At 71.2% G+C, this 17,571-nt stretch carries 19 protein-coding genes; 6 read left to right on the top strand and 13 right to left on the bottom strand.

Going from position 1 to position 17,571, the window contains the following annotated elements:
* Positions 1–57 precede the first annotated feature (57 nt).
* Entirely contained in the window at positions 58–963 is a 906-nt protein-coding gene (locus tag ADL03_RS13295) for a DUF6461 domain-containing protein (RefSeq protein ID WP_053733663.1), read from the top strand.
* Between the two features lie 2 nt (positions 964–965).
* Here the strand turns inward: ADL03_RS13295 and ADL03_RS13290 are convergent, their stop codons facing one another.
* The gene (locus ADL03_RS13290) at positions 966–1,340 is read right to left on the bottom strand and encodes a helix-turn-helix domain-containing protein (RefSeq protein WP_053733662.1); all 375 of its coding nucleotides are present in this window, start codon (positions 1,338–1,340) and stop codon (positions 966–968) included.
* Positions 1,341–1,432: 92 nt separating this feature from the next.
* On the opposite strand from ADL03_RS13290, the gene ADL03_RS13285 reads away from it, so the two are divergent.
* Both ADL03_RS13285 and ADL03_RS13280 read left to right on the top strand, forming a co-directional pair.
* Positions 1,433–1,819 carry a RidA family protein gene (locus ADL03_RS13285; RefSeq protein ID WP_053733661.1) on the top strand — a complete coding sequence of 129 codons (387 nt, stop codon included), beginning with the start codon at positions 1,433–1,435 and terminating at the stop codon, positions 1,817–1,819.
* 57 nt (positions 1,820–1,876) lie between these two features.
* Positions 1,877–2,296 carry a hypothetical protein gene (locus tag ADL03_RS13280; RefSeq protein ID WP_053733660.1) on the top strand — a complete coding sequence of 140 codons (420 nt, stop codon included), beginning with the start codon at positions 1,877–1,879 and terminating at the stop codon, positions 2,294–2,296.
* Here ADL03_RS13280 and ADL03_RS13275 read toward each other — a convergent pair.
* On the bottom strand, positions 2,282–2,710 hold the full coding sequence (locus ADL03_RS13275; protein ID WP_053733659.1) for a hypothetical protein: 429 nt from the start codon (positions 2,708–2,710) through the stop codon (positions 2,282–2,284). The two genes, ADL03_RS13280 and ADL03_RS13275, sit on opposite strands and share 15 nt — an antisense overlap.
* Positions 2,707–3,072 (bottom strand): hypothetical protein, encoded by a 366-nt coding sequence (locus ADL03_RS13270; protein ID WP_053733658.1) that lies wholly within the window; start codon positions 3,070–3,072, stop codon positions 2,707–2,709. The genes ADL03_RS13275 and ADL03_RS13270 overlap by 4 nt, the downstream gene beginning before the upstream one ends.
* A gap of 164 nt (positions 3,073–3,236) precedes the next feature.
* Here ADL03_RS13270 and ADL03_RS13265 point away from each other — a divergent pair, with 164 nt between their 5' ends.
* The gene (locus ADL03_RS13265; RefSeq protein WP_053733657.1) at positions 3,237–4,268 is read left to right on the top strand and encodes an NAD(P)/FAD-dependent oxidoreductase; all 1,032 of its coding nucleotides are present in this window, start codon (positions 3,237–3,239) and stop codon (positions 4,266–4,268) included.
* 40 nt (positions 4,269–4,308) lie between these two features.
* Here the strand turns inward: ADL03_RS13265 and ADL03_RS13260 are convergent, their stop codons facing one another.
* The 6 genes from ADL03_RS13260 to ADL03_RS13235 are packed head-to-tail and all read right to left on the bottom strand — an operon-like array spanning position 4,309 to position 12,502.
* Positions 4,309–5,382 (bottom strand): S1 family peptidase, encoded by a 1,074-nt coding sequence (locus ADL03_RS13260; protein ID WP_231641812.1) that lies wholly within the window; start codon positions 5,380–5,382, stop codon positions 4,309–4,311.
* An 8-nt stretch (positions 5,383–5,390) separates the two neighbouring features.
* Positions 5,391–8,102, bottom strand: coding sequence for an AbfB domain-containing protein (locus ADL03_RS13255; protein ID WP_053733656.1), 2,712 nt, complete (start codon positions 8,100–8,102; stop codon positions 5,391–5,393).
* Between the two features lie 7 nt (positions 8,103–8,109).
* The gene (locus ADL03_RS13250; protein ID WP_053733655.1) at positions 8,110–9,060 is read right to left on the bottom strand and encodes an ABC transporter permease; all 951 of its coding nucleotides are present in this window, start codon (positions 9,058–9,060) and stop codon (positions 8,110–8,112) included.
* Complete coding sequence (locus ADL03_RS13245) at positions 9,057–9,989, bottom strand: ABC transporter permease (RefSeq protein ID WP_053733654.1); 933 nt, start codon at positions 9,987–9,989, stop codon at positions 9,057–9,059. Before ADL03_RS13245 ends, ADL03_RS13250 begins: the two co-directional genes overlap by 4 nt.
* A complete protein-coding gene (locus tag ADL03_RS13240) occupies positions 9,970–11,469 on the bottom strand; it encodes a sugar ABC transporter ATP-binding protein (RefSeq protein ID WP_053733653.1) in 1,500 nt (499 codons plus the stop codon). The genes ADL03_RS13245 and ADL03_RS13240 overlap by 20 nt, the downstream gene beginning before the upstream one ends.
* A complete protein-coding gene (locus ADL03_RS13235; protein WP_053733652.1) occupies positions 11,459–12,502 on the bottom strand; it encodes an ABC transporter substrate-binding protein in 1,044 nt (347 codons plus the stop codon). The genes ADL03_RS13240 and ADL03_RS13235 overlap by 11 nt, the downstream gene beginning before the upstream one ends.
* Positions 12,503–12,626: 124 nt before the next feature.
* On the opposite strand from ADL03_RS13235, the gene ADL03_RS13230 reads away from it, so the two are divergent.
* On the top strand, positions 12,627–13,610 hold the full coding sequence (locus tag ADL03_RS13230) for a LacI family DNA-binding transcriptional regulator (RefSeq protein ID WP_157528560.1): 984 nt from the start codon (positions 12,627–12,629) through the stop codon (positions 13,608–13,610).
* On the opposite strand, the gene ADL03_RS13225 is transcribed toward ADL03_RS13230, so the two are convergent.
* The 4 genes from ADL03_RS13225 to ADL03_RS13210 form a co-directional block, all read right to left on the bottom strand.
* Entirely contained in the window at positions 13,605–14,108 is a 504-nt protein-coding gene (locus ADL03_RS13225) for an O-acetyl-ADP-ribose deacetylase (RefSeq protein ID WP_053733651.1), read from the bottom strand. The two genes, ADL03_RS13230 and ADL03_RS13225, sit on opposite strands and share 6 nt — an antisense overlap.
* Before the next feature lie 7 nt (positions 14,109–14,115).
* Positions 14,116–15,375 carry a tannase/feruloyl esterase family alpha/beta hydrolase gene (locus ADL03_RS13220; protein ID WP_053733650.1) on the bottom strand — a complete coding sequence of 420 codons (1,260 nt, stop codon included), beginning with the start codon at positions 15,373–15,375 and terminating at the stop codon, positions 14,116–14,118.
* Between the two features lie 11 nt (positions 15,376–15,386).
* Positions 15,387–15,761 (bottom strand): STAS domain-containing protein, encoded by a 375-nt coding sequence (locus ADL03_RS13215; RefSeq protein ID WP_053733649.1) that lies wholly within the window; start codon positions 15,759–15,761, stop codon positions 15,387–15,389.
* 86 nt (positions 15,762–15,847) lie between these two features.
* Positions 15,848–16,813 carry an AraC family transcriptional regulator gene (locus ADL03_RS13210; protein ID WP_157528558.1) on the bottom strand — a complete coding sequence of 322 codons (966 nt, stop codon included), beginning with the start codon at positions 16,811–16,813 and terminating at the stop codon, positions 15,848–15,850.
* A gap of 259 nt (positions 16,814–17,072) precedes the next feature.
* On the opposite strand from ADL03_RS13210, the gene ADL03_RS13205 reads away from it, so the two are divergent.
* Positions 17,073–17,561, top strand: coding sequence for a nucleotidyltransferase domain-containing protein (locus ADL03_RS13205; protein ID WP_053733647.1), 489 nt, complete (start codon positions 17,073–17,075; stop codon positions 17,559–17,561).
* Positions 17,562–17,571: the final 10 nt, after the last annotated feature.

Here is a 17,571-nt window from a genome sequence, read left to right as displayed (position 1 = left end):
GGGAACACGGCCGGGTGTCGTGCCAAGATCGCTGCACCGCGTTCTTGGGGGAACCACGTGCCACACGAGCTGTCCTGGGCCGACGCCCATCCCGGCAACCACCCGTTCCTGGGCGAGATCTTCTCGATCGCGTTCGTGCGCGGCGTCGAGCCGCTCGACGCCCTTCGCCGCATCGGCGGGCTGGCGGACACGGTGGCCGAACGCGCGCCGGAGGAGGTGGGCGAACTGCACAACTACGAGGACGGCTACCCGGAGGTCGCCGGTGCGCTGGCGGCCGGCGAGTGGACGGTTCTGGTGCAGCTCAACGGCTTCTGGGTGGAGACCCTGGTGGACGTGCTGTCCCGCGGCACCGAGGCGGTCGCCGTGCTGCGGCACGACTACGCCACGCCGAGGTTCGGCTACGCGGTCGACGGCACGATCGTCACCGGCTTCCACCTCAACCACCCGGACACGCGCCACGGCACGGACCCCGACCGGCTGCTGCCCCTGATGCGGGCGGCCGGGTTCGACCCGGACGACGACAGCGGCCAGTACGAGCACGCCGTCAGCCGCGCGCTGCGGCTGAGCGAGCTGGTCACCGGTGTCGCGCCGACACTCGACCAGCTCACCGCACCGCTGCTCAGCGCGCACTTCGACCACTGGTTCAGCCGCGCCCGGCCGTCCGGCCCCGGGAACGCACGCGCGCTCGCCGAGGAGATCGTCACCGAGCTGCACCTCGGGGACACGCCCGGCCTGGCAGCGGCACTGAAGACGGCGCGGCGCGGTGAACCGGTCGTGGTCACCCCGGACAGTGAGCTGGGCCGGCACGTGCGCGAGTGGTCGACGCTGGCGCGCAGGGCGAGCTGGTCTCTCAACGACCCGTGGGCGCGGAGCCGGATGAGCGAGGACGAACGGACGCGTGCGTTCCGGCTGGGGCACCTGGTCCAGGCGCTGCACGGTGCGTTCCGCGCGGATCTGGCCTGACCTCAGCCGTCGAACCGGCGGCGGGCCGACTCGATCTCGGTCAGGTACCTCGTCGTCCACGCGCACATCGCGTCGACGGTCTTGCGCAGCTCCCGTCCCGGCTCGGTCAGCGTGTAGTCGACCCGTGGCGGCACCGTCGGGTGCACGAACCGCTCCACCAGGCCGTTGCGCTCCAGCAGGCGCAGGTTCTGCGTGAGCATCTTGTGGCTGATGCCGTCGACGTCGGCGCGCAGCTCGGTGAAGCGCCGGGTGCCGTCGCCGATCGCCTCGATGATCAGCAGCGCCCACTTGTTGGCGACGTCGGAGAAGACCTCGCGCGCCAGCGAGTCGGCGCGGGCGAGATCGGCGTCCTGCGGCAGCGTGAACTGCTTGCTCACCTTGTGGTTCCCCAGTCACTTAATAGTGCGTTCTTCCAGGTCGAGCCTCACTCTCCTACGGTTTCCCAGTAACCACAAGAGAGCGAGGAAGCATGATCACCCTGGTCAACCCCGACGGCCTGCCGCAGATCGACGTCTACCACCAGGTGGCCGTGGCGACGGGGACGAGGACCGTGCACGTGGCCGGCCAGGTGGCCTGGGACGCCGCGCCGGACCTGGCCGCGCAGGTCGAGCAGGCCTACCTCAACGTCCACACCGCGCTGCGGGGCGTCGGGGCGTCGTTCGCGGACCTCGTCCGGGTCACCGTCTACGTCGTGGACTGGACGCCGGACAAGATGCCGCAACTGCTCGAAGGCATCGCCGCGGCGGGCCGGAAGGCGGGCCACGTGCCCGCGCCGCCGGCCACGCTGATCGGCGTGGCCGCGCTGGACGTGCCGGAGCACCTGGTCGAGGTCGAGGCGACGGCCGTGCTCGACTGATTTACCGCCGGCTAACCGGTGCGCAGCAGGCTCTTCGCGGAATCGAGGAGGAGCACCATGCGCAAGCATCTGGCCGTGATCGCGCTGACCGCGGCGGCGTCGGCAGGGGTCACGGGCACCGCGCAGGCCGAGCGCAACCCGGCCTGCCCGAGCGGCGTGACGCAGATCGGCAGCACGGCCTACGTCAAGAACTACGACACCACCGTGGCGTCGGTGAAGCAGTTCAAGGGCTGCGACAGCAACTGGTCCTACATCTACGTGTGGGACCAGTGGCTTTCCGGGCACCGCAACGACTTCTACCTGATCACGTACGTCTCGACCGAGCCCAACCTGACGCACGGGTACAAGACGGGTGAGCGGGGGCAGCGGGAGCTGTGGTCGCGGGCCGCGGACACGCTCGACCAGTGCACGCGCGCGGTCGGGCGGATCAACGGGGACAGCTACTTCCTGTCCGCCAAGACGTCAGAGCGCTGCTGACCGGAACTCGGCGAGCCCGCCGGCCACCCGGACGGTCGCCGTCGAGCGGCCGTCCGGGCTGTGCCGCCGCGGGCCGTACTCGGACAGCAGGGTCTTCGTCGTGCCCACGCTCGTCGAGTAGGCGCGCTCGTGCTGGGCGCACCCGCACCGGTGGTCCAGCGGGTTCGGGCAGGCGAACGCGGTGCGGAGCAGCGAGACGTCCGCTGTGGACAGTGCCGCCGACCACACCATGACCGGGTCCTCCTCGTCCCACGCCACGAAGCCGTCGAAGCTGAACGCGCGCAGCTCGCCGACGTCGCAGGCCGGGCAGAACAGCACGCGGGTGTAGTCGTGCAGCTGCGGGTGCGGGCCGCGTTCCCGGACGCCGACGACGAGCTCCTGGGCGCCGCCGCACAGCAGACAGGTGTCGCTCATCGGCGGAACGTGACCAGCAACGCCAGCGCGGCCGACAGCGCGACCACCCCGGCCACCACGAGCTGGTTGAGCCAGACGACGGAGCTGCCGTCGGCGTTGTGCAGCAACGCCACCGCGATCAGCACGAGTGCCAGCACGATCGTGATCGGTCGCAGCAGCGGCACGTCCAACGGGGCCATCGCGCGGACCATGCCGAGCAGCATGACCAGCACCGCCACGCCCATCGACAGCCAGTACGGCTCGAACGCGGTCACGGCCGCGTCGAAGTGCAGGACCGGCGGTGCCGCGATCAGCCACACCCCGGCCAGGAACGCGGCAACGCCGGCCCTGCTCTCGACGGTTCGCCCGTGCGCATCCCCCACGCGAACGATTCTCACCTCTCAGCGGCCCGGAGGGAACACCTCATTCGCTGCGACCACCGTCACCGGCGTGTCGAACCGGGTCAATCGTGAAGGTGCTGTGCAGGTCCGGTGAAGGTGTCGCGCGCGACGGGGACCGACCTGGCCTGCGCGTTCTAGCGTCAGGCATGGACACCGTGGACGTGCTCGTCGTGGGTGCCGGGCTCGCCGGACTGCGCACCGCCCGCCTGCTCGCCGAGGCGGGCCTGGACGTCGCCGTGTGCGAGCGGCGCGGCAGCCTCGGCAGCGGCATCCGCACCACCGGCATCTTCGTGCGGCGCACGCTGGAGGACTACGACCTCCCCCACCTGGGGCCCGCGGTCCGGCGCGTGGTGCTCCACCCGCCGTCGCTGCGCGATCCGGTCGAACTGGTCAGCACCCGCGACGAGTTCCGCGTGGGCCACATGGAGGGCGTCTACGCGCAGGCCGTGCGGGACGCCGAACGGGCCGGTGCGCGGGTCCGGCTGGGTGCGAGCTACCCGGCCGGGGCCACGAAGGCGCGCTTCACGATCGGCGCGGACGGTGCCCGCTCGACCGTGGCCCGGCAGCTGGGCCTCGACGTCAACCGCACGCTCATCACCGGCATCGAGGAGGTCTACCCGGTCGCCTCCGGCTCGACGCCCACGTTCCACTGCGTGCTCGACCCGCGGCTGGCACCCGGTTACCTCGCCTGGGTCGTCGACGACGGCGAGCACGCCCACGTCGGGCTCGCCGGCCGGGCCGACCGGTTCACCGCGCCGCTCCCCCGGCTGCTGCAGCGGTTCAAGGACACGTTTCCCACACCCGCGCCCGCCGGTCCGGTCCGGCGCCGCGGCGGGCCGATCCCGGTCGGCGGTGTGCTGCGCCGGATCGTGAGCACCGAGGGGCTGCTGGTCGGGGACGCGGCGGGCGCGGTGTCGCCGTTGACCGCGGGCGGGCTCGACCCGTGCCTGCGGATGTCGGAGCTGGCCGCGTCGGTGACGGTCGACTACCTGCGCAGCGGCAACAGGTACGTGCTGGAGCACTACGACGGCGCCGGTCTGCGCCGGCGGTACCTGGCGCGCAAGGCGATGCGGCGCGGGCTGTCCATGGTGCGGGAGCCCGGTGTGGCCGAGGCGGCGTTCACCGGGCTGCGGACGTGGCTGGGGCGTGCGGTGGCGGCCCGGATCCTGTTCACCTGAGGAGGTCCACCGGGACGCGGCGTCCCGGTGGACCCGCCGATCAGGCGGTGAGCAGCGTCAGCCCGTAGACCCGCAGGATCTCGTTGACGGGCTGGAACCACGTGCGGCCACCGCCCGTGCAGTCGCCGTAGCCGCCGGACGTGACGCCCTGGGCCTGGTCACCGGTGATGAACGAGCCGCCGGAGTCACCCGGCTCCGCGCACACCGACGTGCCGACCATCTCGTAGACCGCGCCCTGCTGGTAGTTCACGGTCTCGTTGCGGCCCTGCACCACGCCGCAGTGCCAGTGCGAGGTCGAGCCCGAACGGCACACGGACGTGCCGGGCGGTGCCTCCCACGAACCGCGCACCAGCGCGTCGCTCACCTGGCCCCAGCCGAGCACGACGGGGACGTTCCACCAGCCACCGCCGGTGCGCACCCAGCCGTAGTCGTTGGTGGGGAACGACGAACCGACGAACTCGCCCTGCCACGACCGGTCCCAGCCGTAGACGTTCCAGGCGCCGACGTTGCAGTGCCCGGCGGTCACGTAGCCGCCGTGCACGGAGAACCCGATCGAGCACCGCACGTTGCCGGTGTAGAACGGGTCGCCGCCCACGGTGCCCGCGGCGAACGTGCGTGGCTGCCGGACGCCGTCGCGCTTGACCACGACGTCCTTCGGCAGTGCGGAGACGTCGGCCGTGGGCTCGGCTTCGACCACGACCGTGCCGGTCGGGACGTCGACCCGCCACGACGCGATCCCGGCCGGGACCTTGCCCGACTTCGACATCCGGTCGATGCCGTCCTTCGTGGAGTTCAACGATGCCAGCGACTTCGCCCGCAGCACCGGCGTCGCACCGGTGGCACGGACGGCGTCGGCCTTCGCCGGGTCGGTGACGGCGACGTTGAGCTTGCCGTCGGCGAACCAGCTGCCGCCGTAGGCGTTCCCGGCCGCCGCCTGCGCGGACGGGTCGATGCGCAGCGCGGTCTTCTCCTGGCTGATCCGCGCCAGCGCTTCGCCCTTGGTGATGCCGAAGTCGCGGCTCATCGCCTCGACCACCTCGGCGGAGGCCGCGGCGCCGGGGACGACGATCGTGCTGAGTACAAGAGCTGATACGGAGACAAGGCGTAGCAACACTTTTCCTCCTAGGGTGCCCAGGGTGAGGTGACGGCCCAGCTCACGTCCTCCGGATAGCCGGCAGGGTTGTCGTAGACGTGGGCGCCGCCGCTCGATGCGACCCAAACCTCCTCTGCGTAGTGCCGGACGTTGGTGCCGAGCTCGTTGACCGACTCCAGCCGGACGCCGCCACGGCCGGGCTGCGCGCAGAACGTCGCATCACGGCGGAACAGCTCGCTGTTGTCGTTCGTGCCGAGCCGGACGCGGAAGTCCGCGTGCCTCAGGAACTGACCGGGGTAGTTGCGGGCCTCCAGCGAGTAGCAGGACGGGTCGGCGAGGCCGCGCCGGACCACGAACGTGGCGTCCGCCTTGAGCAGCGCGGCGCTGCCGGCGGTCACCACGTCCGTGCGCGCCAGGCCCTCGCGGTGCCGCAGGTAGCGGTCGGTGAAGCCGGGCGTGGTGACCCGGAACGACCGGGCCTGGTCCAGCGGCAGGTCAGCGCCGCTGCGCCACAGCGCGCCGCCCACCGCCCAGGTGGTGTCCGCGGCGAAGGAGCTCGCGGTGTCCCACGGGTTCGGGCCACCCGAGCGCGCCAGGTACACGTTCTCGTTGTAGTGCCGGATGAACGCGCCGCGCTGGTTGTACGACTCCAGCGCGGTGCCGCCCGATCCCGCGCGGGCGCAGAACGTGGCGTCCCCCGCGGCCGGGTTCGCGGCGGTGCCGATCCGGGAGTTGCTGTGCCGCAGGTACTGACCGGGGAAGTTGCGCGACTCGAACGACAGGCAGGACGCGTCCGCGAGACCGGGGCGCGCGAAGAACGTGGCGTCCAGGCGGTCCAGGTCGGAGGCGGGCACGTCGGTGCGGGCCAGGCTGTCGCGGTGGCGCAGGTAGCGGTCGGTGTAGCCGGACGTGGTGACGCGCAGGGAGACCACGTCGTCCGGGCCGACCGCCGTGCCGTTCGCGATGGCCAGGACCCGCTGGTTGACCTCCCGCACCCGCGCCTCGGTCGTCTTCAGCACCTGGCGGTCGTAGGTGTAGAAGCCGTTGACCTCGTTCTCCACGTCGTAGGGCTCGGTGTAGACCGACCCGGACAGGCCGCGGGTGTGCACCATGCGCGCGACCTGCTTGGTGATCTCCACGTACCGCGTGGTCAGCGACGTCTCGTCCGGGTACAGGGCGCCGTAGGCGAACCCGCGGCCCGGCTGGTACTCGTGGCCGGTGATCCGGCGGCCGAGACCGCCGAACTCGCCGAGCACGGCCACGCGGCGCGCGTCGGGGGTCCGGGTGGCCGTGGTGATCTGGTAGTGGTGGTCGTCGATCACGTCCCCGTTGCCGGGGTCGGGGTCGGAGACGCAGCAGTTGGCGCCGGAGTTGTGGTTGACCAGCCTGGTGTTGTCGATCGAGCGGACCAGGTCGGTGATGCGGCCGGCGTCGTACTCGCCCCAGCCCTCGTTGAACGGTACCCACTGCACGATCGACGTGATGCCCTTGAGCTGGTCGACGATCCGGCGCAGCTCGGACTCGAACGCGGTGTGGCCGTTCGGGACCTCGTCGACGGCGTCGAGCGCGGGCATGTCCTGCCACACCAGCAGGCCGAGGCGGTCGGCGTGGTAGTACCAGCGGGCCGGTTCGACCTTGATGTGCTTGCGGACCATGTTGAACCCCAGTGCTTTCTGGCGTTCGAGGTCCCACCGCAGCGCGGCGTCGGTCGGGGCGGTGTAGACGCCGTCGGGCCAGTAGCCCTGGTCGAGCGTGCCGAGCTGGAAGACGAACTTGCCGTTGAGCAACGGCCGCATGACGCCGCCGACCACGGCCTTGCCCAGCGAGCGCATGCCGAAGTAGCCGGTGACGGCGTCACCGCTGGCCGACGTGACGCGCAGGTCGTAGAGGAACGGGTCGTCCGGCGACCACAGCCGCGCGTTGGGCACCGGGACACGCAGGTGCTGACCGACCTGCCCGGTCGCCGTTCCCACGACCTTCCCGCCGCTGAGCACCTGCGCGGTGACGGTCTGGCCGGCGCTGCCCTGGACAACCAGGTCGAGCACGCCCGCGGGCACGTCCGGGGTGGTGTCGAGGCGGGTGATGTGCTGCGCCCGCACGGGTTCCAGCCAGACGGTCTGCCAGATCCCGGACGCGGCGGTGTAGAAGATGCCGTCCGGGTTGCGGCGCTGCTTGCCGATCGGGTAGCGGCTGCCGTCGACCGGCGAGTGGACGCCGACGATGATCTCGTTGCCGCCCGTCCGCAGCGCGGGCGTGATGTCGAACGAGAACGCGTCGAAGCCACCGGTGTGCGTGCCGACCTGGGTGCCGTTGACCCACACCCTGGTCTCCCAGGTGACCGCGCCGAAGTTGAGCTTGACCCTGCGACCGTCCCAGGAGGACGGAACGGTGAACGTGCGGCGGTAGAACATGTTGTCCTCGTGCCGTTTGACACCCGACAGAGCGGACTCGACCGGGTACGGCACGAGGACCCCTTCGGCCAGCGGCCTGCCGAAGGGAGGCGAGGTCAGGTCGGGAGCACCCGTGAACTCCCAGACACCGTTGAGGTTCTGCCACTCCTGCCGGACGAGCTGCGGTCGCGGGTACTCGGGCAGGGCGTTGGACGGCGACACCTGGCTGGTCCACGGTGTCGTGAGGGGTGCGGGTTTGGGCTGCCACTCGGCGGCGTGCGCGGCCGTCGGGGTCAGGGTTGTGGTCGCGATGAGGATTCCGGCCAGTACGCCCAGGACGCGTCTGGTCATGGTGCTCCTATCTCCGGAGTGTGCGTTGCAGGACGACGACGATGAGCAGGAAGACGCCGCTCACCACGGACTGGAGGTTGCTGTCGAGGGTGCCGATCTGGTTGATCACGTTCTGGATCACCGTGCGCAGGCCGACGCCGATCATGGTGCCCAGCACGGTGCCCGCGCCGCCGGTCAGCAGCGTGCCGCCGATGACGACCACGGAGATCGCGTCCAGCTCGGTGCCGACGCCGATCACCGTCACACCGGACTGGAGGTAGGCGGCGGTGAGCGCGCCGGCGAGACCCGCCAGCGTGCCGCTCATGGTGTAGACGAGGACCTTGGTGCGCGCGACGGGGACGCCCATCAGGACCGCCGAGGACTCCGCGCCGCCGGTGGCGAACACGTTCTGGCCGAAGGTGGTGCGGTGGAGCAGCAGTCCGCCGAGCACGGCCAGCACGAGCGCGACGAACACCGGGTGGCCGAAGCCGAACACCGTGCCGCGGCCCAGTTCGACGAACGCCGAGTCCGGTGCGATCTGGTACGTGGTGGCGCCCTCGTCGGTGATCACCAGCAGCAGCCCGCGGGCGAACAGGAGCGAGGCGAGCGTGACGATGAACGGCGCCATGCTCGTGCGGGCGATCAGCAGGCCGTTGACCACGCCGATGAGCCCGCACACCACGAGCGGGAACAGCAGTGCGGCGAAGAACCCCCACTGCGAGCCGTACGCCGCGAGCACACCGCCCAGTGCGTAGAGCGACCCGACGGACAGGTCGATGCCGCCGGTGATGATCACGAACGTCATGCCGATCGCGATCACGGCCAGGAACGACCCCTGCAGGGCGAGGTCGCGGACGTTGTCGAGACTGCCGAAGCGCGGGAACACCAGCCACGCCACCGTGACCATGAGGACCAGCGCGACCGCTGCTCCCTGGCGCTGCAGGACCTTCGTGCGGGCGGAGGCGAGGGTCGTGGTCATCGGCGCTCCCTCGCGACGTAGACGGCGGCCACGATGATCGCGGCCTGGATCATCTGCGCGATGGAGTCGGGCAGGTTGTGCTTGATCAGCGTGGCCCTGACGAGCTGCATCAGCACGACGCCCATGACCGTGCCCAGGACGCGCACCCTGCCGCCGGTCAGCGGGGTTCCGCCGACGACGACCGCGGTGATCGCGGACAGCTCCATGAGCAGGCCGGTGTCGGCGGGGTCGCTCGCGCCGAGCCGTGCCGTGGCGAGCACACCCGCCACCGCCGCGAGCACGCCGCAGATCGCGTAGACGCCGACCAGCACCCGGCCCACCGGCAGGCCGGCCAGGTGCGCGGCCCTGCGGTTGCCGCCGACGGCGACGAGCTGACGGCCGAACGTGGTGCGGTTGACCAGACCGGCCACCGCGATCGCGAGGACGCCCGCGACCAGCACGCTGATCGGCAGGCCGAACGCGTCGCCGGTGCCCAGCGCCAGGAACGCCGGGTCGTGCAGCTGCACCAGCTGACCGTCCGCGATCACCAGCGCCAGGCCGCGTCCGGCGACCAGGAGCGCGAGGGTCGCGACGATCGGCTGGATGCCCACCCGTGCCACCAGGAACCCGTTGAACGCGCCCGCCACCAGCCCGACCGCGAGTGCGACCAGGACCGCGGGCAGCGGGCCGTAGCCGAGGTAGAGCGGGATGAGGGCGGCGGCCAGGGCCATGACCGCGCCGACGGACAGGTCCACGCCCTCGGTGCCGATCACCAGCGCCATGCCGAGCGCGACGATCAGCACGGGTGCGGCCTGGACCAGCTGGGTGCGGAAGTTGCCCACGGTCAGGAAGTTCGTGGTGAACAGGACGTTGAACAGCAGCAGGGCGGCGACGGCGAGGTAGACGCCGTTGTCCCGCAACCAGCGCGTCCTAGTGGCTGTCAACGTCATCCGCCACCCCCGTCTCGGCCGCGATCGCCCTGAGCACGTGCTCGCGGGTGAGCTCGGCGCCGGTCAGCTCACCCGCGACGTGGCCGTCGCGCAGGACGACCAGCCGGTCGGCGCCGTCGAGCAGCTCGTCCAGCTCGGAGCTGATCAGCAGCACCGCCAGGCCCTCCTGCGCGAGCTCGTCGATCAGCGCCTGCACCTCGGCCTTGGCGCCGACGTCGATGCCACGGGTGGGTTCGTCCAGCAGCAGCACCTTGGGCTCGGCGCACAACCAGCGCGCCAGCAGCACCTTCTGCTGGTTGCCGCCGGAGAGTTCGGCGACCCGCTGCTCGGGGCTGGAGACCTTGATGCGCAGCCTGGTCACGAACAGGTCCACGATCCGGTCCTGCCGCGCACGGCTGACGAGGCCGAACCGGCTCAGCCGCGGCAGCGCGGCCAGGACGATGTTCTCCCGCACGGACAGGTGCGGGATGATGCCCTCCGCCTTGCGGTCCTCGGCGAGCATGCTGATGCCCGCGCGCATCGCGGCCTTCACGTTGCCGCGCGGCACGGCCCGGCCGCCGACGAGCACCGTGCCGTGCTGGGTCGGGAGGGCGCCGATGATCGCCTTCGCGGTCTCCGTGCGGCCGGAGCCGAGCAGGCCGGCCAGGCCCACCACCTCCCCCGGCCGGATGGTCAGGCCCACCCCGTTGAGCCTGGGCCTGCTGGTCAGGTCCTCCGCGCGCAGCACCGGTTCCTTGCCTGCGTGGTGGTCCTCGCCGAACGCCGTGGTGCCACCGGCCCTGATGTCGCTCACCGACCGGCCGAGCATCAACGAGACCAGCTCGATCCTCGGCAGGTCACGCAGCGGTCCACTGTGGACCTTGCGGCCGTCGCGCAGCACCGTGACGGTGTCGCAGATCCGGTACAGCTCGTCCATGCGGTGGCTGACGTACACGATGGCGATGCCCTGGCCGTGCAACCGTTCCACGACCTCGAACAGCGTCTCCACCTCGCGCGGTTCGAGCGACGAGGTGGGTTCGTCCATGATCACGACGTCCGCCTCGGCCTCGACCGCGCGGGCCAGCGCGACCATCTGCTGCTCGCCGACGGACAGCGTGCCGAGCGGCCGGCTGACGTCGGCGGTGATGCCGTAGCCCGCCAGGATCCGCCGCGCGCCGGCGTTCGCCGCGGCCCGGTCGATCAGGCCGAGCCGGTTGCGCGGCTCCCGGCCGAGGTACAGGTTGGCGGCCACGCTCATCAGCGGGATGAGGTTGACCTCCTGGTAGATCGTGGAGATGCGACCGGCACGCCGGACCTCGCCCCCGTCGGGCCGGTGGATGCCGGTCAGCACCTTGATGAGCGTCGACTTGCCGGCGCCGTTCTCACCGACCAGGGCGTGGACCTCGCCGGGGTGCAGGGTGAAGTCGACGCCGTCGAGCGCCTTCACGCCCGCGAACGTCTTGGTGACGCCCGCGACCTCGATGACGGGTTCAGTAGGCATTGGCGAGCTTCTGCGCGGCGTTGGTGGTGTCGTACTCGTCGTCGGAGATCACGATCGTCTGCGGGATCTCCTGGCCCGCGGCGAACTTCTCCAGCGTGTCGAACGCGAGCGGCCCGAAGCGCGGGTTGGACTCGACGACCGCGGTGTAGCTGCCGTCCGCCACGAGCTGCACCGCGGTGCGCGTGCCGTCCACCGACACGATCTTCACGTCCTTGCCGGGCTGCTTGCCCGCGGCCCGCAGCGCGGTGACGGCACCGACGCCCATCTCGTCGTTCTCCGCGTAGACGGCGGTGATGTCGGGGTTGCTCTGGATGAGCTGCTCCATCACGGCCTGGCCCTTGGACCGGTCGAACTCGCCGGTCTGCTCGGCCACCACGCTCAGCCCGGTGCCGGCGATGGCGTCCTTGAAGCCCTTGGTGCGGTCGACCGTGACGTTGTTGCCCGACGCGCCGAGCAGGATCGCGACCTTGCCGTTGCCGCCGGTCGCCTTGATCATCGCCTGGGCGGCGCGCTTGCCCTGCTCGACGAAGTTGGAGCCGATGAACGTGAGGTAGTCGGTGCAGGGCTGCGAGGTGACCCTGCGGTCGATCGTCACGACCGGCACCTTCTTGGCCTTCGCCGCGTCGAGCGCCGGCTGCAGCCCGTCGGAGTTGAGCGGCGCGACGACCAGCAGCTGCGCGCCGCGGTCGAGCAACGACTTGATGTCGCTGATCTGCTTGTTCAGGTCGCCCTGCGCGTTGGTGGTCAGCAGGTTGACCCCGCGCTTGGCCGCCTCGTCCTCGATCGACCTGGTCTCGGCCGTGCGGAAGGGGTTCGCCTCCTTCTCCGACTGCGAGAAGCCGACGGTGGCGCCCTTGATGCCGACCTGCGGGTACCCGAGCTGCTCACGTCCGCAGCCGGGTCCGCCGCTCTGGTTCTGGGCGGCGCTCGCGGCCGGTCCGCCGCTGGTGGTCGTCTGCTGGCCTTCCCTGGCCGTGCAGCCCGCGACGAGCACCGCGGCGAGGACGATCGGCAGGGTGCGACTGAGGGACATCGTTGGCTCTCCTACGCGTGCATGGTGCGTGGTCGCGCTCTCACCGGCTAGATTTGCATCGTTGTTCCAACGATGTAAAGACTGGGGACTTCCCGGTACTTTTCCCGGTACGCATCTGGAGGCTGTGTTGGCCACGCTCAAGGACGTCGCTCGCCTGGCCGGCGTCTCGGTGAAGACGGTCTCGAACGTGGTCAACGGCTACTCGTTCGTCAAGCCCGACAACCGCCGCCGCGTCGAGGAGGCGCTGGCCGCCACCGGGTACCGCCCCAACCTCGGCGCCCGCAACCTGCGCCGCGGCCGCACCGGCTCCATCGCGCTGGTGCTGCCCGAGCTCTCCATCCCCTACTTCGCCGAGCTCGCGGGCCTGGTGATCGCGGCGGCGCAGGAGCACGAGTGGAACGTGCTCATCGAGCAGACCTTCGGCACCCTGTCCGGTGAACGCTCGGCGCTCGCGTCACTGGGCCCGCACCTCGTGGACGCCGCGATCATCAGCCCGGAGGCGGTGAGCGACTTCCAGCTGGAGGTCCCGTCCGTGCTGCTCGGCGAGCACGAGGTGGACGTGCCGATCTCGCGGGTGGGCATCGACAACGTGCTGGCCGCCACCACCGCCGTGCGGCACCTGATCTCGTTGGGGCGCAGGCGGATCGCGGCGATCGGCGCCCACCCGCAACGCGGTACGGCCGCGTTGCGCCTGGAGGGCTACCGGGCCGCGCTGGAGCTGGAGGGGATCGAGTTCGACCCGGCGCTGGTCGTTCCGGCGCTGAACTACCACCGGGCCGACGGCGCGGCCGCGATGAACGCGTTGCTGGACATGCACACCCCGCCGGACGCGGTGTTCTGCTTCAACGACCTGCTGGCCGTCGGCGCGATGCGGGCGGCCGCAGAACGGTTCGTGCGGGTGCCGCACGACCTGGCCGTGGTCGGGTTCGACAACAACGAGGAAAGCGCCTACAGCTCGCCCTCGCTGACGTCGGTGGCGCCGGACAAGGGCGCCATCGCCCGTGCCGCCGTCGACCTGCTGCACCGGCGGGTCGGGGCGGGCGAGGTGGCGGTGGAGAACGTGCAGACGCCGTTCTCGTTGCAGGTCAGGGAGAGCACGGCGTCATGACCGGGCCCGCTCGTAGGCGTCGTAGGTCTCCTGGCTGAACAGCACGAACCGCACCAGCTCGACCGGCGCGTCCCTGACCGCCGCCAGGGCGATCCGCGCGGCCGAGGCGACCGGCCACCGGTAGATCCCGGTCGAGATCGCCGGGAACGCCACGCTGGCCGCCCCGAGCTCCGCCGCCACCCGCAGCGAGTTCAGGTGGCAGTCGGCGAGCAGCTGCGAGCGGTCCTCGGTGTCCGACCACACCGGCCCGACCGTGTGCACGACCCACCGCGCCGGCAGCCGGCCCGCCGTCGTCGCCACGGCCTGGCCCGTCGGCAGACCACCGCCGTAGTGCCCGGCACGCAGCTCGCGACACGCTGCGAGGATCTCCGGGCCTCCCCTGCGGTGGATCGCGCCGTCGACCCCCGAACCGCCCAGCAGGGAGGAGTTGGCGGCGTTCACGACGACGTCGACGTGCTGTTCGGTGATGTCACCCAGGACGAGCTCGATGGTGGTCACCCCCAGATCATGACAGCGGGCACGTCGAGACGTCGGCCGGCCGCGGCAGTGTCGCGGACGGCGGCGGGGTGGTGCCGTCGAGCCAGCGTTCCAGCGCCACGAAGGCGGAGCGGTGGCACGGGGCCAGCGGGCGCAGGAGGTCGGGGTGGGCGTCGACGAGGCCGTCGACGTGGGTGCCCTGCTCGACGCGGTAGTAGCGGTGCAGGCGGTCGGGTGTCATGGCGGCGTAGACGTCGGAGTCCTGGGAGATGGGCAGCAGGACGTCGTGGGTGCCGTGCACGGTGATGAGCGGGCGGTGGATCCTGCCGGTCAGCGCGACCGGGGCGATGGCGGGACCGGCGACGCGGCGGCGGGCGGAGTAGTCGTAGTCGGCGTCGCAGAGCGGGGTGCCGGAGGCGCAGAACGGGAACCCGGCCTCTGCCGCGCCGTCGAAGCCGGGGTCGAAGTCCTCGCGGTAGATGCGCTGGGTCAGGTCCCAGTAGTAGCGGTAGTGGTAGTCCCAGAGGAACTCCGTGCCGGCCGGGAAGCCTGCGGCGACCATCGCGGCGTGGGCCTGCGGGTCACCGGCGAGGTAGGACGGGTAGGCCCTCAGCGCGGGCGGCAGGAACGTCAGCGGGTTCGGCCCCTTGACCGTCCACAACGTACCTTCCCAGTCGACGCCGCCGTCGTAGAGGTGCGGGTGGTTCTCCAGCTGCCAGCGCACGAGGTAGCCGCCGTTGGAGATGCCGGTGGCGATGGTGCGCTTGGCGGGGCGGCCGTAGCGTTGCGCGACAACGGACTTCGTGGCGATCGTGAGCTGGGTGAGCCGGTGGTTCCACTCGGCCATGCCGTCGCGGTAGAACTGGACGCCGGTGTTGCCCTTGTCGGTGGCGGCGAACGCGTAGCCGCGGGCGAGCACCCAGTCGGAGATCGCGCGGTCGTTGGCGTACTGCTCGCGGACGCCGGGTGAGCCGCTGACGACGAGGCCGCCGTTCCAGCGGTCGGGCAGGCGCACGACGAACTGGCTGTCGTGGTTCCAGCCGTGGTTGGTGTTCGTGTGCGAGGTGTCGGGGAAGTAGCCGTCGATCTGGACGCCGGCGACGGGGCCGGGCAGGGGCAGCGCGGTACTGGTCAGACCGGCCCAGTCGGCGGGGTCGGTGATGCCGCCGGCCGTGGTGAGGTCGGCCAGCCGGGTGAGCTCCTGGTGTTCCGCGCCGGGGACGTGCGGCGCGTGCGGCGCCGGAGCCGGGGTGAGCAGGGACGCCACGAGGACCAGAGGCAGCAACATAGCTGGTCAAGCTAGTGACGGCGGCTCACCGGCGACATGGTCGCCTCCCACACAAGACCTGCTTTGAAAGTGGTGAAGCCGAACAGGTCCAGCACCCGGCGCACCCGCGGCGGGACGTTGCACAGGTCGAACTCCTTGCCGTTGTAGTGGCACGCGCACAACAACAGCAGCAGGATGCGCAGGCCGCTCGCGGACAGGAACGTCACCCCGCCCAGGTCGATCGCCACGCGGCGGGTGCCGCTGTCGGCGATGCCGGGCAGCACCGCGGCGAAGAACGCGTCACAGGTGGTCACGTCGACCTCGCCGCGGCACGTCACGACGAACCGCGTGCCCGACCGGCTGGTGCGGATGGCGAAGGGGCTGGGATCACACGCTTCTGCGGACATCGGTGCACCTCCGGCACCAGCAGACCGCACCCCGTCGTCCGGCGATAGCAGCGGAAACGAAGGCACCGCCGCGAAAACGAAACGCGTCAGCCCGACCTCAGCGTCGTCGACGGGCACACCCCGTAGGCGGTCCGGTAGTGGGCCGCGAAGACGCTCGGACGGGCGTACCCCCACCTGGCGGCGATCTCGGTGACCGTGCCACGACCCCGGCGCAGATCGACGTGGGCCTGTGCGAGCCGCACGCGCCGCACGTACGCCGTCGGGGTGGTGTCGAGGTGCCGCCGGAACGCGAGCTGGATCGCCCGCACCGACACGCGGGCAGCACGCGCGATGTCGGCGGCGGTGATGTCCCGCGCGGCCTCGGACTCGATGAACGCGATGGCCCGCTTGAGGGCGTGCGGGCGCACATGACCCGGCGAGTAGTCCACGAGGGGGACGTTCGGGAACGTCGCCAGCGTCGTGGCCATGAGCAGACGCGTCGCATTCGCCACGACCAGCGGTTCGTCCGCGAACGCCGGCAGCAGCTCGTCACGCAGGTGCACGCACGTCGACCGCCACGCGGCCGCCGCCCTGGCCGGCACCGCCCGGCCGCCGGTGAACCGCACACCACCCGTGAACCCGCTGACCACCGACTGGTCGACCACGACGAGCGTGGCCCGCGGATCCTCGATCGCCACCGCGTACGCCACCTCGGGCTGCCCGGTCAGGAGCACCTGGCCCGGCCGCACGTACTGCTCGTCACCGCTCACCCGGTAGCGGACCCGCCCGGCGTCCAGGTGCGTGAAGATGTAGCTGTCCTGCGGTCCGCTGCTGGCCTCGAAGCACATGGAGCTGTCCAGGTAGTCGAACCGGAGCGAACCGAACTGCCGCTTCCGCAGCCGCAGCCACGGCCGCTCACCGGCGCCGCGGATCCGCATGGTGCCGTAGGCCGCACTGAGGCCGTCCCGGACCTCGTCCAGATCTGTCAGCTCGACGACCTGTTCCACGACCTGAGGATGCTCGCCCTCGCCGATCGTGTCCATGACCAGCACGGACGCCGGTGCTCGTGCCACCGGCCCACGCCCGGACCGCCATCCGGGGGTGACCGCGTTGCACCGGCTCGATGCCGGTGGCGGGCAGACCTGGTCCTAACGAGGCGAGCTGGGCCGAGCCGGTCCGGCGTTTTCGGCGGACACGGCCTCCGGAGTGCACGAGGTCCATTGTGGACGCGGTTCAGGACCCGATCTGCCCGGCCCTCCGGTCGCGGGCTTTGCCGGTGCCCCGGTGGAATGCGCTGGACCCGTGGCACGAACGGCTGCCACCCTTGCGGGCGTGAACACCACGGACGTGCTCGACGTCCTCGACCTCCTGCGCGCCTTCGACGTGTGGGTCGGTGGTGGCTGGGGCGTCGACGCGCTGGTCGGCCGGCAGACGCGGCCGCACGGCGACCTGGACCTGATGCACCGCGAGGAGCAGGAGCCCGCGGTAGTCGAGGCGCTGGCGGCGGCCGGGTTCGCGGAGACCGTGTCGTGGCGGCCGGTGCGGTTCGTCGTGCGGGACCCGCGCGGCCGGGAGATCGATCTGCACCCGTTGCGGTTCGCCGCGGACGGCAGCGCCACGCAGGCCTCGCTGACGCCGGGCGAGCCGTTCCGCTACCCGGCGGACTGCTTCGTCACCGGGACGATCGGAGGCCGCGCGGTGCCGTGCCTGTCGGCGGCGCAACAGGTCTACTTCCACCGGGGATATCCGCCACGCGCACAGGACCTGCACGACATGGCACAGCTGCGCGCCGCGTTCGGGATCGAGACGCACTTCCGCTGAGAACGGAAAA

It is taken from the genome of Nocardia sp. NRRL S-836, from assembly GCF_001279525.1.
Taxonomy (GTDB): Bacteria; Actinomycetota; Actinomycetes; order Mycobacteriales; family Pseudonocardiaceae; genus Lentzea.
Note: the sequence above shows the minus strand (reverse complement) of the source record. Positions and strands in the feature narration are given on the sequence as shown.

What these genes read in the sequence shown, in the direction of transcription:
- ADL03_RS13250 (WP_053733655.1), bottom strand. Translation starts at nt 9,060, where the DNA reads ATGACCACGACCCTCGCCTCCGCCCGCACGAAGGTCCTGCAGCGCCAG.
- ADL03_RS13265 (WP_053733657.1), top strand. Translation starts at nt 3,237, where the DNA reads ATGGACACCGTGGACGTGCTCGTCGTGGGTGCCGGGCTCGCCGGACTG.
- ADL03_RS13255 (WP_053733656.1), bottom strand. Translation starts at nt 8,102, where the DNA reads ATGACCAGACGCGTCCTGGGCGTACTGGCCGGAATCCTCATCGCGACC.
- ADL03_RS13245 (WP_053733654.1), bottom strand. Translation starts at nt 9,989, where the DNA reads ATGACGTTGACAGCCACTAGGACGCGCTGGTTGCGGGACAACGGCGTC.
- ADL03_RS13275 (WP_053733659.1), bottom strand. Translation starts at nt 2,710, where the DNA reads ATGAGCGACACCTGTCTGCTGTGCGGCGGCGCCCAGGAGCTCGTCGTC.
- ADL03_RS13240 (WP_053733653.1), bottom strand. Translation starts at nt 11,469, where the DNA reads ATGCCTACTGAACCCGTCATCGAGGTCGCGGGCGTCACCAAGACGTTC.
- ADL03_RS13215 (WP_053733649.1), bottom strand. Translation starts at nt 15,761, where the DNA reads ATGTCCGCAGAAGCGTGTGATCCCAGCCCCTTCGCCATCCGCACCAGC.
- ADL03_RS13280 (WP_053733660.1), top strand. Translation starts at nt 1,877, where the DNA reads ATGCGCAAGCATCTGGCCGTGATCGCGCTGACCGCGGCGGCGTCGGCA.
- ADL03_RS13220 (WP_053733650.1), bottom strand. Translation starts at nt 15,375, where the DNA reads ATGTTGCTGCCTCTGGTCCTCGTGGCGTCCCTGCTCACCCCGGCTCCG.
- ADL03_RS13285 (WP_053733661.1), top strand. Translation starts at nt 1,433, where the DNA reads ATGATCACCCTGGTCAACCCCGACGGCCTGCCGCAGATCGACGTCTAC.
- ADL03_RS13235 (WP_053733652.1), bottom strand. Translation starts at nt 12,502, where the DNA reads ATGTCCCTCAGTCGCACCCTGCCGATCGTCCTCGCCGCGGTGCTCGTC.